This window comes from Clostridium sp. chh4-2 (assembly GCF_002899675.1).
GTDB lineage: Bacteria > Bacillota > Clostridia > Lachnospirales > Lachnospiraceae > CHH4-2.
This window is the reverse complement of record NZ_PKUU01000007.1, coordinates 159,469-175,040: the sequence shown is the minus strand read 5'-3', so window position 1 is coordinate 175,040 and position 15,572 is coordinate 159,469. Positions and strand designations below refer to the sequence as shown.

The 15,572-nt window shown below is 49.1% G+C and carries 13 protein-coding genes; 11 read left to right on the top strand and 2 right to left on the bottom strand.

Annotated features, from left to right (window positions below; all coding sequences use genetic code 11):
* Positions 1 to 6: 6 nt before the first annotated feature.
* The 9 genes from C0033_RS09640 (at position 7) to C0033_RS09600 (ending at position 10,756) form a co-directional block, all read left to right on the top strand.
* Complete coding sequence (locus tag C0033_RS09640; protein ID WP_103227648.1) at positions 7 to 969, top strand: ABC transporter permease subunit; 963 nt, start codon at positions 7 to 9, stop codon at positions 967 to 969.
* 14 nt (positions 970 to 983) lie between these two features.
* Positions 984 to 1,886 (top strand): carbohydrate ABC transporter permease, encoded by a 903-nt coding sequence (locus tag C0033_RS09635; RefSeq protein WP_103227647.1) that lies wholly within the window; start codon positions 984 to 986, stop codon positions 1,884 to 1,886.
* Between the two features lie 12 nt (positions 1,887 to 1,898).
* Complete coding sequence (gene yiaK, locus C0033_RS09630; RefSeq protein WP_103227646.1) at positions 1,899 to 2,897, top strand: 3-dehydro-L-gulonate 2-dehydrogenase; 999 nt, start codon at positions 1,899 to 1,901, stop codon at positions 2,895 to 2,897.
* A 10-nt stretch (positions 2,898 to 2,907) separates the two neighbouring features.
* The gene (locus C0033_RS09625; protein WP_180994658.1) at positions 2,908 to 3,663 is read left to right on the top strand and encodes a TIM barrel protein; all 756 of its coding nucleotides are present in this window, start codon (positions 2,908 to 2,910) and stop codon (positions 3,661 to 3,663) included.
* An 18-nt stretch (positions 3,664 to 3,681) separates the two neighbouring features.
* On the top strand, positions 3,682 to 4,926 hold the full coding sequence (locus C0033_RS09620) for a 4Fe-4S binding protein (RefSeq protein WP_103227644.1): 1,245 nt from the start codon (positions 3,682 to 3,684) through the stop codon (positions 4,924 to 4,926).
* 4 nt (positions 4,927 to 4,930) lie between these two features.
* Positions 4,931 to 5,752 (top strand): 3-ketoacyl-ACP reductase, encoded by an 822-nt coding sequence (locus C0033_RS09615; RefSeq protein ID WP_347501075.1) that lies wholly within the window; start codon positions 4,931 to 4,933, stop codon positions 5,750 to 5,752.
* Positions 5,753 to 5,766: 14 nt separating this feature from the next.
* Entirely contained in the window at positions 5,767 to 7,761 is a 1,995-nt protein-coding gene (locus tag C0033_RS09610; protein ID WP_103227643.1) for an FAD-binding protein, read from the top strand.
* Between the two features lie 7 nt (positions 7,762 to 7,768).
* On the top strand, positions 7,769 to 9,565 hold the full coding sequence (locus C0033_RS09605; RefSeq protein WP_103227642.1) for a family 43 glycosylhydrolase: 1,797 nt from the start codon (positions 7,769 to 7,771) through the stop codon (positions 9,563 to 9,565).
* A 180-nt stretch (positions 9,566 to 9,745) separates the two neighbouring features.
* On the top strand, positions 9,746 to 10,756 hold the full coding sequence (locus C0033_RS09600) for a DUF3298 and DUF4163 domain-containing protein (protein WP_103227641.1): 1,011 nt from the start codon (positions 9,746 to 9,748) through the stop codon (positions 10,754 to 10,756).
* Positions 10,757 to 10,851: 95 nt separating this feature from the next.
* On the opposite strand, the gene C0033_RS09595 is transcribed toward C0033_RS09600, so the two are convergent.
* Complete coding sequence (locus C0033_RS09595; RefSeq protein WP_103227640.1) at positions 10,852 to 12,159, bottom strand: GHKL domain-containing protein; 1,308 nt, start codon at positions 12,157 to 12,159, stop codon at positions 10,852 to 10,854.
* Entirely contained in the window at positions 12,159 to 12,869 is a 711-nt protein-coding gene (locus C0033_RS09590; protein WP_103227639.1) for a LytTR family DNA-binding domain-containing protein, read from the bottom strand. Before C0033_RS09590 ends, C0033_RS09595 begins: the two co-directional genes overlap by 1 nt.
* A 220-nt stretch (positions 12,870 to 13,089) precedes the next feature.
* On the opposite strand from C0033_RS09590, the gene C0033_RS09585 reads away from it, so the two are divergent.
* Together C0033_RS09585 and C0033_RS09580 are read left to right on the top strand one after the other, a co-directional pair.
* Positions 13,090 to 13,956, top strand: a complete 867-nt coding sequence (locus C0033_RS09585; RefSeq protein WP_103227638.1) for an MBL fold metallo-hydrolase — start codon at positions 13,090 to 13,092, stop codon at positions 13,954 to 13,956.
* A 13-nt stretch (positions 13,957 to 13,969) separates the two neighbouring features.
* Entirely contained in the window at positions 13,970 to 15,448 is a 1,479-nt protein-coding gene (locus tag C0033_RS09580; protein ID WP_103227637.1) for an SLC13 family permease, read from the top strand.
* Positions 15,449 to 15,572 lie beyond the last annotated feature (124 nt).

Below are 15,572 nucleotides of genomic sequence, written 5' to 3'. Positions count from 1 at the left end.
TAGGATATGAAAAAAACGGGAGGCTCAGGTCAGGAAATGGCCTTAAACGTAAGGAAGCTTTCATTTAAAGAACGCGTAGTTCGGGACTTCCAGCATAACTGGATGTTATATCTGATGATGCTGCCCATCATTATATATTATCTGATATTCAAATTTGGTCCCATGTTCGGGCTGTCCATCGCATTTATGGATTACAAACCGGCGAAAGGTTTTGCCGGCAGCAGCTGGGTAGGACTAAAGCATTTTAAAAATTTCTTCGGCAACTATTATTTCGGCCGTCTGCTCAGAAACACGATACGGATCAGCGTATTTTCACTTTTAACATTCCCCGCGCCTATCATTCTCGCCCTGCTTTTAAATGAGCTGAAGAGCAAGCGGTTCGCCAAATGGGCGCAGACGATAACTTATATCCCCCATTTCATTTCTACGGTGGTTATCTGCGGAATTATTGTGAAACTGACCAGCAGTACGGGCGGAATTACAACAATATTACATACGCTGTTCGGAATTGAACAGGAAACGTTGTTAAATCACAGCGCATATTTTCTGCCGATCTACATCATATCCGATTTATGGCAGACGATAGGGTGGAATTCCATCATTTACTTATCCGCTCTCGCCGGAATCGACCAGGAACTTTACGACGCAGCGAAAGTGGACGGGGCGGGAAGATTTAAACAGGTTATCTATATCACGATTCCCAGCCTGATGCCTACGATCATCATCATGCTGATCCTGAAGATGGGCAAGATTTTCGACGTGGGATATGAGAAGATCATGCTTTTATATAACCCGTCCATCTATGATACGGCGGATGTTATCAACACTTATGTATACCGGAAAGGTCTGATTGACGCCCAGTACAGTTACAGTGCTGCGGTTGGACTTTTCAACTGTGTGGTCAGCTTTGCTCTGGTTACAATTACCAATAAGCTCAGCAAAAAGGCCAGCGGCAACGGTTTGTGGTAAAGGAGGCACCATTCATGAAAGCGAAACAAGCTGTGGTAAAAAGAACAAAGATGAAATCGAGCTTTTCAAGCAAAGTATTTGATGTGTGCAACGTGGTTTTTATGGCGTCGCTGATCGTTTTAATCCTGATCCCCCTGCTACATGTACTTGCCGCATCCTTCAGTAATCCGTCCGCTTATGTGCGCCATGAAGGACTGCTTTTATATCCTCTGGATTTCTGCCTGGACGCTTATAAGGCGGTGGCTAAGAACAGGAATATCATCACCGGTTATATGAACACCATTTTCATCGTGGTGGTGGGAACGACTTTAAACGTAATCATCACATTGGTAGCGGCGTACTGTCTGTCCAGAAAAAATGTGATGTGGAGCAATATCATGATGATGGGAATCGTGTTCAGCATGTATTTCAGCGGCGGTATGATCCCATTTTACCTGGTAGTAAAAGGCGTGGGGCTGAATAACTCCATCTGGTCGCTGATCATCCCGTCGGCCATCAGCACCTATAACCTGATTATCATGAGAACGGCCATGGTTTCCGTGCCGGACAGCTTAGAGGAATCGGCCAAACTGGACGGAGCGAACCATTGGACGATCTTGTGGAAGATCATGGTTCCGCTGGTAAAGCCTACGATCGCGGTTATCTGCCTGTATTATGCGGTAACTCACTGGAATTCCTGGTTTAACGCAATGCTGTTTATCCGCAACAAGTCGGGATATCCGCTGCAGCTGGTTCTCCGTGAGATTCTGCTTCAAAACGATACTTCCGCCATGACGGCCGGAGCGGACGACTATCTGATCAGTGAAACCATTCAGTTTGCCACGATTGTGGTTGCCACGCTGCCGATCCTGACCATCTATCCGTTTATTCAGAAATACTTTGTCAAAGGCGTTATGATCGGCGCAGTGAAAGGTTAAGGAGGAAAAATGATGAGAGTAAGCTATGATACCATGTATGCCGAGTTTGTGCGTGTGCTGGAAAAACGGGGATTTACACCAAAACAGTCCGCATTATCGGCCAAACTTTATGCGGACGCCAGCCGGGACGGAGTTTACACCCACGGCCTGAACCGCTTTCCGAAATTCATAAACAGCATTGACAAGGGATGCGTGGACATTCACGCAGTTCCTGTGTTAAAGGAATCCTTCGGCTTCTTCGAACGGTACGACGGGCAGAAGGGGCCGGGCAATTTAAATGCCCATGCCTGCATGAAACGCGCCATAGAGCTGGCAAAACAAAACGCCATAGGCTGTGTGGCATTGTCCAATACAAACCACTGGATGCGCCCGGGCAATTACGGCCTGATGGCTGCAGAAGAGAACTGTATCGGCATTCTCTGGACCAATACGGTGCCCAACATGCCGCCGTGGGGCGGAAGAGACGCAAAACTGGGCAATAACCCGGTGGTATTCGCAATTCCCCACAAGGATTCTCCCGTGCTGGTGGATGTGGCCATGTCCATGTTTTCCTATGGAAAACTGGAAAGCTATGCCCGCTCCGGCAGAGAGCTTCCGGTGGACGGAGGCTACAACAAAGCCCAGGAGATCACGAAAAATGCTGCCGAAATCCTGGAGACCCACCAGTGCATTCCGATCGGATACTGGAAAGGCTCCGGCCTGTCGCTGGCTCTGGACTTAATCGCATCGGTTCTGGCCGGCGGAAGGACATCCCGAATGGTGGGCGAGCTTCCGGCGGAAACGGAACTTTCCCAGGTATTTATCGCAGTCAGCCTGGATTCCTTCGGAGACAGGGAACAGCTGCTTCAAAATATCGACGATACACTGAACGATCTAAAGAATTCCGCTCCGGTAAACCCGGACCGTCCGGTTTACTATCCGGGAGAAAACATGATGAGGACCAGAGAAGAGAACATGGAGCTGGGCATTCCTGTAGATGAGGAAATCTGGCAGAAAGTTCTGGATATGTAGGAGGGAAATCATGATAATACCTGGAATGGTGTCGGCCACATTTCGCAAAAAACCGGCCGGTGAGATCATAGAGCTCTGCCGGGAAGCGAAACTGGAAGCCGTGGAATGGTCTGAAAATGCGCATGTGATGCCAGGGGATGAAAAAGGCGCCAAAGCGTTATATGAACAGACGAAAGCGGCAGGGCTTCAGGTCGCCGCTTACGGATCTTATTACCGTCTGGGGGAGCAGGAAGACCCGGAAGCCGTATTCCGCGCATCCATATCGTCGGCTGCCGCTTTACATGCGCCGGTGATACGCCTTTGGGCGGGAAAAAAGCCTTCCATAGAGGTGGAAAAAGGGGAGCGGAAAGCTCTTGCAGAAGAGATGTCCCTGATCTGCGGAATCGCCGCGGAATACGGGATCAAGGCCGCGCTTGAATGGCATAAAAACACGCTGACGGATACGAATGAGTCCGCAATGGAATTTTTCAGGGAAACAAACCACGAAAACATGTATTGCCTGTGGCAGCCCACAGTGGCTCTTTCTATGGAAGAGCGGATGAACGGTTTGGACTGTCTGGGCAGCCGTCTGGCAAATCTGCATATCTACTACTGGCTGGACGGGGTACGGCGTCCGTTTAAAGAAGGCATTCAGGAGTGGAAACAGTATTTGGCCCATATTGACCGGAATGCGGACCGCTTTGGTCTGTTGGAATTTGTAATGAATGATACGGAAGAACAATTTTTGGAAGATGCGGCTGCACTGCATCAGCTGCTTGGAAGATAAATGAAGGGGGAATAAGAAATGGCTGATTTATATGTAAAATCGTTTGATATGATTAACCCGTTTGTGGTGGCGTCCAGTCCTGCCACCCAGGGCGCAAAAAATGTGCTGAAAAGCGCGGCTATGAGGCCGGGGGCCATCGTGCTCCGCAATTTCGGACACGGCGCAGGAGGCGGAAGCTACATCGGACCGGACAGCAAAGCCATGTTTTCAGGCCAGATGAGCATCCACAGTCATGCGGTGGGACGCCAGATTAAGGACAGCATCAACACGCTGGAACAATATTGTGAAGAAGTTCAGAAGATAAAACGGGAAATGGACAGCGACATCAAGCTGTGGGTATCCGTAGGCCATTACAGCGATATCGTGGCCGGAGGCGGCTGGGAAAAGGAATGGGCAAACCAGGCCAGAGAATTGAAACGGGCCGGTGCCGACGCCATAGAACTGCATTTTAACACGCCGGGAGTGGCCGTGGCAAAGGACCGCATCTTCGACTATCACCAGCTGCTCAGACACAGTATTGAACTGATGAAGGAAACGGTTCCGGATATGCCGATTATGGCAAAGCTGGCCATAGAATCCTGTGATGTTTTGACCTCCATCCGCATCGCCCAGGCGGCAGGCGCGGCTGCCGCAGGCCCAACAGCCAGATGGAAAGGCTTTTACTTTGATCTGGACTGGAGAACCACCCAGGCCAGGCCGGGAGCAGGTTACGGCGGCACCCAGGCAACCCCGCTTGTATGTTATGCGGTGGCAGAGGCGAGAAGCAGCGGCATGACCATACCGATGTACGGCGGCGGCGGAGTGTTCAGCTATGACCAGGCGGCCAGAATCATCATGTCGGGCAGCCAGGCAGTACAGCTGGGAGCTTTGGCCTGTGCAGGCGGAACCAATGTATGTAAAAAACTGATTTCCGATCTGGATCATTTTATGGATAAAAACGGATATAAGGATATGGACAGCCTTTGCGGAGATGCGCTGAAACTGTTCTCCATGGATAAGGACCTGACCTCAGAACGCCAGAACCGTCTGGCGGACGCCTATCAGCAGGCCCAGGTTTCCGATGCGTGTATCGGCTGCGGGCGCTGTGTGGATGTCTGCTGGCATGAAGGGATCGAGATGAACGGAAAAGCGGCTGTGAAAACGGATAAATGCATCGGTTGCGGATACTGTTTCCAGGTATGCCCGACAGATGCCCTCCATGTGGAAAAAGAAAAGATTCTGGCTTCGGCATTTGAAGACAGGGGAATCAAGAGGGGGGTATAAACCTGTGGCAGAACTGAATACAGCGCAAAAAACAGCTGCAGCGGAAAAAACAGCTATAGTGAAAAAAACAGCGATTGTAACAGGGGCCAGCCGCGGTATCGGGCTGGCCATTGCCCGTCAGCTGGGGCTTGACGGATATCAGGTGGTGATTTTCGCCACCAGGCCCAAAGAAAGCTGCATGGAGCAGTTAAAACAGCTGGATGAAGCCGGAATTACCTGGCATTATGTGCAGGGAAGCCTGGACCGGGAAGAGGACAGAAAACGTCTGGTGGAATCGGCGGTTGAAACATTTGGCAGAATCGATGTGCTTGTAAATAATGCGGGCGTGGCTCCAAGCGTCCGGGCGGATCTTCTGGACATGACGGAAGAGAGCTATGACCGGGTTATGGGAATCAACGCAAAGGGAACCCTGTTTTTAACTCAGCTGGCGGCGAAACAGATGATGAAACAGGAAGTGACCGGGAAAAAACGTGGAACCATTGTCAACGTGGGCTCCTGCTCGGCGGAGGTCTCTTCCGTAAACCGCGGGGAGTACTGCATTTCAAAAAGCGCCCTTTCCATGATAACCACTTTGTTTGCGGACCGGCTGGCAGGAGAGGGGATTCTGGTGCATGAAGTGCGTCCGGGCGTGATAAAGACGGATATGACCAATAAAGTACAGGAAAAGTATGACGCTTTAATCGAAGCCGGTTCCTTTCCAATCCGCCGCTGGGGCATGCCGCAGGATGTGGCGGACGCGGTCAGCGCGCTCTGCTCCGACAAATTTTTGTACACCACAGGCAATTATATCGATATTGACGGCGGATTCCACATTAAAAGGCTGTAATTATATAAAAAGAGATGGAGCGTGAACAGATGCGGATTTTAGAGATTCATACCGCAGTGATCGGTTCGGGGGCGGCCGGCTTAAATGCAGCCGACTGCCTCTGGAAACGGGGCGTGCGGGACATGGCGTTAGTGACGGAACGGATGAATGCCGGCACTTCAAGAAATACAGGGTCTGATAAACAGACTTATTACAAATTATCTCTGGCAGGAGGTGAAAATGACAGCGTTCTTAAAATGGCCCGTGTCTTATATGACGGCGGCTGTGTGGACGGAGATCATGCGCTTTGTGAAGCTGCGCTTTCCTGCCAGGGATTTTTTAAATTGGCGGACCTGGGCGTCCCCTTCCCCCATAATACATACGGGGAATATGTGGGCTACAAAACGGATCACGATCCCAACGAGAGAGGAACCAGCGCAGGCCCCTATACATCCAAGTTTATGACAGAGGCGTTGGAGCGTTCCGTGAGGGAAAAGCAGATTCCTGTTTATGAACACTTTCAGGCGGTCAGAATTTTAACCCATCAGAAAAAGCTGTACGGAATCCTCTGCCTGGATACGAAGGAAGGTGGTTATGTGATGATCCGCTGTACCAATGCGGTCTACGCCACAGGCGGCCCCGCAGGAATCTATGCGGACTGCGTCTATCCGGCCAGCCAGCTGGGGGCCTCGGGAATTGCGTTTGAAGCGGGAGCGGCCGGAAAGAATCTGACCGAATGGCAGTATGGCCTGGCGTCCGTAAATCCCCGGTGGAACGTGAGCGGCAGCTACATGCAGGTGCTTCCCCGTTTTGTCTCCACAGACCAAAACGGCGGAGATGAGCGGGAATTTCTGATGGAATACTATAAAAACAGGGAAGACATGATGAACATGATCTTCTTAAAAGGATACCAGTGGCCGTTTGATGTAAGAAAAACAGAAGGCGGCTCTTCCATGATCGATCTTTTGGTTTACCGGGAAACCTGCGTCCGGGGCAGACGGGTATGGCTGGACTACCGGAATAATCCGGGCAAAATGGAAGTGGATTTTTCGGCGCTTTCAAGGGAAGCGGGAGAATATCTGGAGAAGGCGGGGGCCTGCGGCCGGACGCCGTATGAAAGGCTGTGCAGTTTAAACGCTCCGGCGGTGTCATTTTACAGAGATCATCATGTGGATTTGGAACAGGAGATGCTGGAGGTGGCGGTCTGTGCCCAGCACAACAACGGCGGACTTTCCGTAGATGCCTGGTGGCAGACTGAGGTGGAAGGATTTTTCGCCGTGGGAGAAGCGGCAGGAACACACGGAATCTACCGGCCGGGTGGAAGCGCCCTGAATTCCGGTCAGGTAGGGTCTGCCAGAGCAGCAGAATTTATTGCGGCCCATAAAGAACGGAAACATTCGTGGGAAGAGGCTGCAAAAAGCCTGGAAAAACAGGTGGACGAGTGCGTCGCTATGGGAGTTTGGGCGGGGGCTGAATATAAAGACAGTTCTGCCTCCATCATGGAAATGCGGAAGCGGGCTTCTAAGGATATGAGCCGTTACGGCGCATTGATGCGGCGGCCAAAAGATATGAAAAAGATGAGTGATGAGATAGAACGGGAATTAAAGGGGATGAAAGCCGGGGCAGAGCAGGTTCAAAAAGAACAGGCCGAAGAAGAACAGCCGGATACTGCATTTCTGTCACGGTTCTTCAGGTATTATGATATGAGAGTGTGCCAGAAGGTCTATCTGGACGCAATGCTGGACTATAGGGAACAGGGCGGCAGAAGCCGCGGTTCTGCCATCTGTCCCGAAGATTTAGGAGAGAGTGAAAACCAGATATCGGTGCCAGAACTGGTCACATTTTCCCTGGATGGGCCGGATGGACGGGCGCATCAGGATGTAATACAGGAAATCCGCTGGGATTGCCAAAATGGAACCTGTATCCCAACGTGGAGGCAGGTTCGTAAACTGGAGGAACTGGAAGATAATGCGGCGTTTGAAGTTGTTTGGAAAGCGTACCGTGAAAATGACTATTTTGAAAGGAAATAATTGAAAGATGGAAGAAGTTTTCAAGGCTGCGGAACGGGGAGATTTGGAAGAGTTAAAGCGTCTGGTGGAATATACGCCGGTCAATGTAACCGATACGGACCGGGACCACAATTCAGCGTTATACTACGGCGTTAAGTCAGGCAGTCCTGATGTGGTGCGCTACCTGACGGAACGGGCAGGGTTAAATCCCACGGCCGCAAACAGGAACGGAGAGACGCCTTATGATTTGGCGTATCATTCAGGTTGCCGGGAAATATTGGATTATTTTGCTGAAAGGTGCGGATTTACCTGGGAAGAGAGCTACCACAATCCCATCCGCCGCGGGTGTTTTCCCGATCCTTCTATCGTCAGGGTAGGGGATGATTTCTACATGGTCAATTCTACATTTTGTTTCTTTCCATGCATTCCGGTATCTCATTCCAAGGATCTGATTCACTGGCAGATTATCGGATATGCCGTCACCAACCCGGAATATGCCGGACTGGATGAACTGGAGGGAGGAAGGGGGTACTGGGCGCCTGACATCTCTTACGCGGACGGCAGATTTTATATTACCGCCACCCTCCGTCTGAACGAAGGTATGGCAGAAAAACGGGTTCAGATGATAACTTCGTCTGAACGGCCGGAAGGCCCTTATGAGAAACCGTCCTGGATTCACGAAGACGGCATTGACCCTTCAATCTTTCACGATTCAGACGGCAGAAAATACATGCTGTTAAACAGGGGAGCCCGGATACTGGAATTGAGTAAAGACTGCAGAACTCAGATATCAAAAGCCAGCCTTCTGTGGTATGGGGACTGGAAACAAAAGCCGGAAGGCCCCCACCTGATCAAACGCGGAGATTTTTACTATCTGTTTCTGGCGGAAGGAGGCACCGGCATGGGACACCGGATAACTGTGGCCCGTTCCAAAAAACTGATGGGCCCCTATGAGCCGTGTCCGTACAATCCGATTCTCCACCAATGGGATCAACATGCCCGGCTTCAGTGCTGCGGACATGGAAAACCGGTTCAGCTTCAGGACGGAACCTGGTGGATCGTCTATCTGTGCCTTAGAAAAATGGATGGAAAATATGGGATTTTAGGCAGAGAAACCTCCTTAGATCCCCTGACCTGGACTGAGGATGGATGGCCTGTTATCAATCGCGGAAGGGGACCCGGCGACCAGCAGAAAAAGCCTGTTTTAAATGTTTCAGGGGACATGGATGTTTCAGCGCCGCCACACGGAGGATATCCGGCCTGGATGGGATATGAATGGATGACGCCGCGTGGACCTTTGGGTGACCGCCTCTCTTTCGATGGAAACATCCTGCGGATGAAAGGGCAGAAAGAGGATTTAAATGACATTCAGTGCAGAAGCGTATTGGTTAGAAGGCAGGAGGAATTTTCCTTTCAAGTGCAATGCCAATTCGTGATACCGGATTTGTCGGACGAGGAAAGCCTGGGCATGACCTGTTATTATGATGAAAACAGCTATTTGAAGTATGGCGTCTGCCGCAGAGAGGGCCGGTTTGTGGTTTTGATGCAGGAATATGTGGGGGACGGATATAGAAATGAGCAGTTTCATGATATTTTGAAAGACGGGATTGACTGTGGAAGCGTGATCAGCGTTAAGATGGAAGCCGACGGGCTTAAAAGAGAGTTTTCCTGTGATGCGGGAAACGGGTGGAGGAAGACGGATGTGCTTGAGGATACCTGTTATCTCAGCAGCGAAGGGATTTCAAAGGGGAAACGGTTTACGGGAGCTATGGCAGGGATTTATGTGCAGGGGGAGGTTCGGGGTGAGTTTTTGAAATTTGTGTAATCTCCATTCAGAGGGAAAACTCCTGCAAACTGCCAAAGCCCAGACGGACGGCAGAGGCCTCCGGGACTGCGGGCGGTGACGAGAAAGAAGTTCCTAAGGAATATTTAAGTTGAAATATTGCCCATAAGGGGATAAAATAGGGAATATAACGACGGCAATTAATCGAATGGAGGAATTGGCATGAGAGGAAACGGAAGGAAAACATCAAAACGCATAGTAACAGCAGTTCTTACAGCTGCTTTGGCATTATCATCAGCCACAGCCGCAATGGCAGGCGAGTGGAAGGAAGACAGCACAGGCTGGTGGTATCAGGAGGACGATTTATCCTATCCATCAAATTCATGGAAGGAAATTGGCGGCAAGTGGTATTATTTTGACGGAAACGGATATTTGAGATACGGCTGGATCAATGATAACGGAACCTGGTATTTTGCAGGTGCTGACGGCTCCATGAGCACCAATCAGGTGGTGGAAGGTTTCCAGCTCGCGGCAGACGGTACGAGAATCGAAAATAGGACCCAGCTGGGTATTTATGTAAAGGACAAGAACGAGAAGAAAGAAACAAAAGCAGCTGACGGAGCAGTGGTACTGAATTACGATGTGACCATTCCGCTTGTGACCATTGCAGGCAATGCAGAAATCACAAACAAGATCAACGGCTATTTTAACGACATTAAGAATAAGCTGGAAGAAAAGAGAGCCGGTTATGAGGCGGATGCGATGCAGTATTATACCATGGCAGGCCAGCAAAACGGAGCTGCATATGAGATGAGCTATAGCTACGAATCCCTTGGAATCGCAAAACAGTATCTGTCTTTTAAATTGACAAGCTATGAGTTTACAGGCGGCGCCCATGGAATGACATATACTACGCTGGTGACCTTTGACACAGCAACCGGAGAGCCGGTAACCTTAGACAGTATGGCCACTTCACCGGATGCGCTTCGTGAAAAGATCCTGAACTATGCGGCAAAACAGATTGCGGCGGAACATCCGGACACGATCACCGAAGAGACTGTGAAAACAGCCGGAATCGAGCAGTGGGTTGTTGTAGACGGCGGAATGAAGCTTTTATATAACCAGTACAGCATCGCTGATTATGCCACGGGACAGGTGGAAGTTCTGGTTCCTTATTCAGAATACAGCATGTATCTGAACAGTTTTGGCAGAAGCTTACATAAAGGAAAATAAAGTTTAATAAACAATAAAGTAAGGCCCGCAGGGGATGAAAAGTCTATTGCTTTTCACCGTCCTGCGGGCCTTTTTGTACTTATTGGAACGTTATGTTACCTTGGAATGGGTATCAAAATAGTGAGTATAAAATTATGATAATCATCGCTATCGGTCACCATGGTTCCCCCATATTTTTCTACAGACCTCAGAATGCTGTTCAGCCCGATTCCATGCTCATGACCGGTTTTTGTGGTTAAAAGCCGCTTTCCGTCCCTGTTTAAATCCCCTTCATAATAATTCATAAATGAGATAATAAGGTTTTCCGATGCAGTGCTGCATTTTACCAGGATACAGCGCTTCTCGGGGTCCTGCACCTGGCGGCTGGCCTCTATGGCGTTGTCCATGGCATTTCCAAAGATGGTGCAGACATCCAGATCATCGATAAATGCCCCGTCACGGAAGTCAAAACAGGCATTCACGTCAATCTGTTCTTTCTGTGCAGCCCGGATCTTTTCGGATAAAAGTCCGTTGAGAATCTTATTGCCTGTCTCCACAAGCCTTTCATAGCCGGCAATTCCCTGCATCAGTTTTTGAATGTACTCTCCCGCATTTCTGTTGTCATCAATCATGTTTTGAAGGACGATCAGATGATTTTTCAGGTCATGGTGAAGGCGGCGCAGATCATCATCCGCCACCAGACGGGTCAGGGCGTTTTCGTACCGGTATTTGTTGATGGCCTCGCCCAGGCGGGCTTCTTCACGGAGATCACGGTGATAGAGATACCGTTCAAACATGATTAAGGCGATAAGGGTGAGAAGCTGCATGAGGATCGGATAAATAGTCAGTTCCGGCGGAAACTGGCCGGAAGGAAGCATGGACATCAGCTTCAAAGTGTATTTAACATAAAGCTCACAGCCGATGAGAGTGGCAGCCAGCCAGACCCTGTTCTTAGTAACTCCCCGTATCTTATCCAATGGAATCAGACGGCTGACTAACGTGATTAAAAACAGTTCCAGAATAAATTCAAAGCTTCGGTTGATTACCGTATCATTTATAAACGGAAGATTGTAAGATATCTGGTTCCAGCGGATAGCGGACAGCTGAGGGGTTAAAAATATATTGTTTTCGCAAGTAAACGTGATCCAGCAGAGAACGCCGAAATACAAACTTTTGGCGGGCGGAACACCCTTGTTAAATCCAATCCAAAGAGAGTAAACCAAAGCCCTTATTACAAAGCGTAATACGATGGAAGGGACATTTCCCGGACCCGTGTAGAGATAGATAGGCAGAAGAAACAGGAGGATGCACCAGCCCGTAAGCTTTTTTGTGACTGTCTGCCCCGGTTTCTGCCGGATCGGCAGGGCAAACCAGGCCACCATGGCCGAGTCGAAGAAAAAACGGAAGATCTGAGTTCTGTCCATTATAAATGACCTCCCATATATTTGGCAAAACTGTCTAAAAGCCCTTTTCTGCGGTATTTGCTGACAGGAATCCGTTTCCCGTCCTTTAAGATCACTTCGTTTGATAGAATCTGGCTGACAAAGCGTAAGTTGATCAGGTAGCTCTTGTGGCAGCGGTAAAAATATTTCTCAGACAGTTCCTTTTCGATATCTGACAGAGTTCCATAGAAGGTAAAACCGCCGTCCTCCAGCACCACGTGGATATCATGGCCGAATATCTCGAAATACCGGATTGTGCGGATGTCGGGATTGTAGGTCTGGCCGCCTGCTTTCAGCATGACTGTCTCATGGACCCTGCTTTTTAACAGACGGACGGAATCCAGCATCTGCAGCCGGAACTGGGCATAGCGGACCGGTTTCTTGATGAAGCCAAAAGCGTGTACCGAATAGCCTTCCATGGCATATTGGGTCATGGTGGTTATGAAAATGATGCAGACATCATGGTTCTTTTCGCGGATGGCTCTGGCGGCCTGCATACCGGACATGGGCTCCATTCTGATATCCAAAAGGACGATGTCGGTATCAAAAGTTAAAGAAGTTAAAAGCTCTTTTCCTGAATGGCATTCTTCGGTCTGGAACCGGATGCCGCATTCGTCGGAAAAACGGTCCAGCAGCTCCCGAAGATGGGCGCACATATCCGGTTCATCGTCACAAATGATTATCTTCCACAAATGGTTTCATCCCCTTCCAAATGCATTCTATAAAAAGCCTCCGGCGGCAGCAAAAAGCGCCGGCACGTCATAAAATTATCATATCTGATTTTCCATCATTCGTCAAATGATCCATTTAAGCTGTAAAAATGACCTGTTATGCTGTAGCGGTTGTTCCGGGTTTCGCACTCTGTTAAATTAAAATCATAAAAAGTAATCAGGGAAGGGGTGCAGTAATTTAATGAAAACAATTCAAAGCTGGCGCAGGCCGGCGGCGCATAAACCGCTGTTTGGACAAAAGGTGGAACCTTATCCGGCGACCCGGTTTTTCGACCAGTTATCCTTTATCGGAACGCCGAATGTAGGCTGTTTTGTGCTGGAGACAACAGAAGGACTGATTCTTCTGGACTGTATGGAGCCGTATGAAGAACACAAGCAGATGATTTTGAAGGGATTTGGTGATTTGGGGTTAGACCCGGCGGATTTAAAAGCGATTCTCATCACCCACGGACATGGGGATCACTATGGAACGGCAGACTGGTTCCGGGAACAGTTTGGCTGTAAAATCTACATGTCCAGGGTGGATTACGAATTTGCCAAAACGGATACCAGAAACAGAACCGGGGCTCTCAAATGGGAAATTTATGATTTTTTAGAGGGAGGGGATATATTTACCCTTGGAGATACAAAAGTTCAATGCGTATCAACACCGGGCCATACTCCCGGATGTTTAAGCTACGTATTTCCGGTTACGGATGAAGGACAGCCGCATATGGCAGCTTTGTGGGGCGGTTCGGGGCTTCCGTATACCATGAGCGATAAAATGCTTTACTTAAAATCTGCCCTTGCATTTGCAGAAGTAACTTCCAGGGCCGGGTGTGATGTGGAAATCAGCACTCATCCATTTCTCGATAAAGGGACGGAGAGGCTGGAACTAATCAATAAAATTACGGATGGAATACCGAATCCGTTTGTGCTTGGAAAAGAAAATTATAAATATTATGAAGCTATGTTTATAAATATGTGTCTGGAAGGCTTGGAAAAACAGGCGAAAGAACTGGATCAATTTCTGCCGCCTCAGCCACCGATGCCGGAAAGAAAAAAATAGGGGGAATGGATAAATGGAGAAGGGAAAAGCTTATACACAGAAACAGCTTCTGCACCTGACGGTTAGTTTGTTTTTTATGTTTATATTTGGACTGGTTTGTCCGCTTTGGGGAGGAATTACCAGGCAGGGAGTTCAGGCTATTGGAATCTTTATCGGTGGAATCTGGCTGATAGCCAACCGGTTCGGCATGATCGTTCCGTCATTTCTCATCATGTTTTCCATGATATTGACCGGCTACACGGATGCTGCGACGATCATCAGCACTACGCTTGGCAGCCCTACGGTGTGGCAGTTAATTGTCATTTTTGTACTTTTGTATGCGCTGACGGAAAGCGGGGCGGACAGCGTTTTGGCCCGGTGGATGATTTCCAGAAAAGCATTAAACGGCCGTCCGGTGCTTTTTACCTGTGTGTTCATGGTTGCGGTCACCGTATTGGGGGCGCTGGCAAGCTCTTTGGGTTCATTTTTGTTCAGCGTGGCTATGGTAAATTCCATAGGTGATTCGGTTGGCTATGATAATAAGAGCCAGTGGAAAAAGGCCATGACTACCGGAGCGCTGATCGCGTCTTCTGTAGGAGGAGGGATTCTTCCGTTTAAAGGGATGGCGCTGATGATCTACAACCTTTTAGCTTCCGGAATCGTGGAAGCGGGGCTGGAGATTAACCAGGTATCCTATATGGCGTCGGCGGCGCTTTCCGGTTTGTTTATATCCGTTTCCTTTGCGCTTTGCTTAAAACCGCTGTTCCGGGTGGATTTTACCAAGCTGAAACATGTGGATATCGCGGCAATCTGCGGGAACGGGGGAACCAGGTTCAATAAAAAGCAGTCGTTTACATTCGGCATATTTTTATTGGGCATTGCATACTCAATCGTTATGATCTGGCTTCCCAAAAGCATTTACGGATATGAGATTATCAATGCAGTGGGGCAGGGGTTCTGGTTTGTTTTAATGGTGGTTATTTTAGGGCTTGTACATATAGATGGAGAACCGCTGTTTGACGTGGAGCGGTCCATGGGAAAATCTGTGAATTGGGGAATCGTGCTCTGCGTATGCGCATTTACCGCAATTGGCGGCATGATCTCCAATGAAGCTTTGGGAATCCGCGGATGGTTAAGCGGAATTATGAACGTGGTTTTCGGCAATATGCCGTTCCCTGTATTTGTGCTGGTGCTGGTTGCAGCAACCTTGATCTGTACCAATGTTTTCTCAAACACTGCAACTGCGGTGATTATCGGTACGGTTGTCGGGCCATTTTTAATCGACTACGGGCTGAATCTGGGAATTAACCCAAGTTGTATCATTCCTGCAATCGTGATGACTGCCCTATGCGCTTTCCTCACCATGGCGGCAGGCGGATCGGCGCCGCTTTATCTGGGGGCGGACTGTATGAAAGAAGATCCCAAATGGGTGTGGTCATATGGGCTTTTGATTTTCCCGATTGTGACTGTAACATCTTCAGCCGCTTATATTTTATGTGCATATCTGATGTAGACAGAGAGTGGAAAACTTATCCTGCGCCATGACATTTTGGCAGCAGGATAAGTTTTCTTTGGTTTCAAACCATAGACGAAAAACGGCGGGTATGCTATAATCATATGATAGGCGAAATATGCTT

Excerpts from the sequence above, each read along its gene's own strand:
- C0033_RS09640 (WP_103227648.1), top strand. The coding sequence starts at position 7 with ATGAAAAAAACGGGAGGCTCAGGTCAGGAAATGGCCTTAAACGTAAGG.
- C0033_RS09635 (WP_103227647.1), top strand. The coding sequence starts at position 984 with ATGAAAGCGAAACAAGCTGTGGTAAAAAGAACAAAGATGAAATCGAGC.
- yiaK (WP_103227646.1), top strand. The coding sequence starts at position 1,899 with ATGAGAGTAAGCTATGATACCATGTATGCCGAGTTTGTGCGTGTGCTG.
- C0033_RS09625 (WP_180994658.1), top strand. The coding sequence starts at position 2,908 with ATGATAATACCTGGAATGGTGTCGGCCACATTTCGCAAAAAACCGGCC.
- C0033_RS09620 (WP_103227644.1), top strand. The coding sequence starts at position 3,682 with ATGGCTGATTTATATGTAAAATCGTTTGATATGATTAACCCGTTTGTG.
- C0033_RS09610 (WP_103227643.1), top strand. The coding sequence starts at position 5,767 with ATGGAGCGTGAACAGATGCGGATTTTAGAGATTCATACCGCAGTGATC.
- C0033_RS09605 (WP_103227642.1), top strand. The coding sequence starts at position 7,769 with ATGGAAGAAGTTTTCAAGGCTGCGGAACGGGGAGATTTGGAAGAGTTA.
- C0033_RS09600 (WP_103227641.1), top strand. The coding sequence starts at position 9,746 with ATGAGAGGAAACGGAAGGAAAACATCAAAACGCATAGTAACAGCAGTT.
- C0033_RS09595 (WP_103227640.1), bottom strand. The coding sequence starts at position 12,159 with ATGGACAGAACTCAGATCTTCCGTTTTTTCTTCGACTCGGCCATGGTG.
- C0033_RS09585 (WP_103227638.1), top strand. The coding sequence starts at position 13,090 with ATGAAAACAATTCAAAGCTGGCGCAGGCCGGCGGCGCATAAACCGCTG.
- C0033_RS09580 (WP_103227637.1), top strand. The coding sequence starts at position 13,970 with ATGGAGAAGGGAAAAGCTTATACACAGAAACAGCTTCTGCACCTGACG.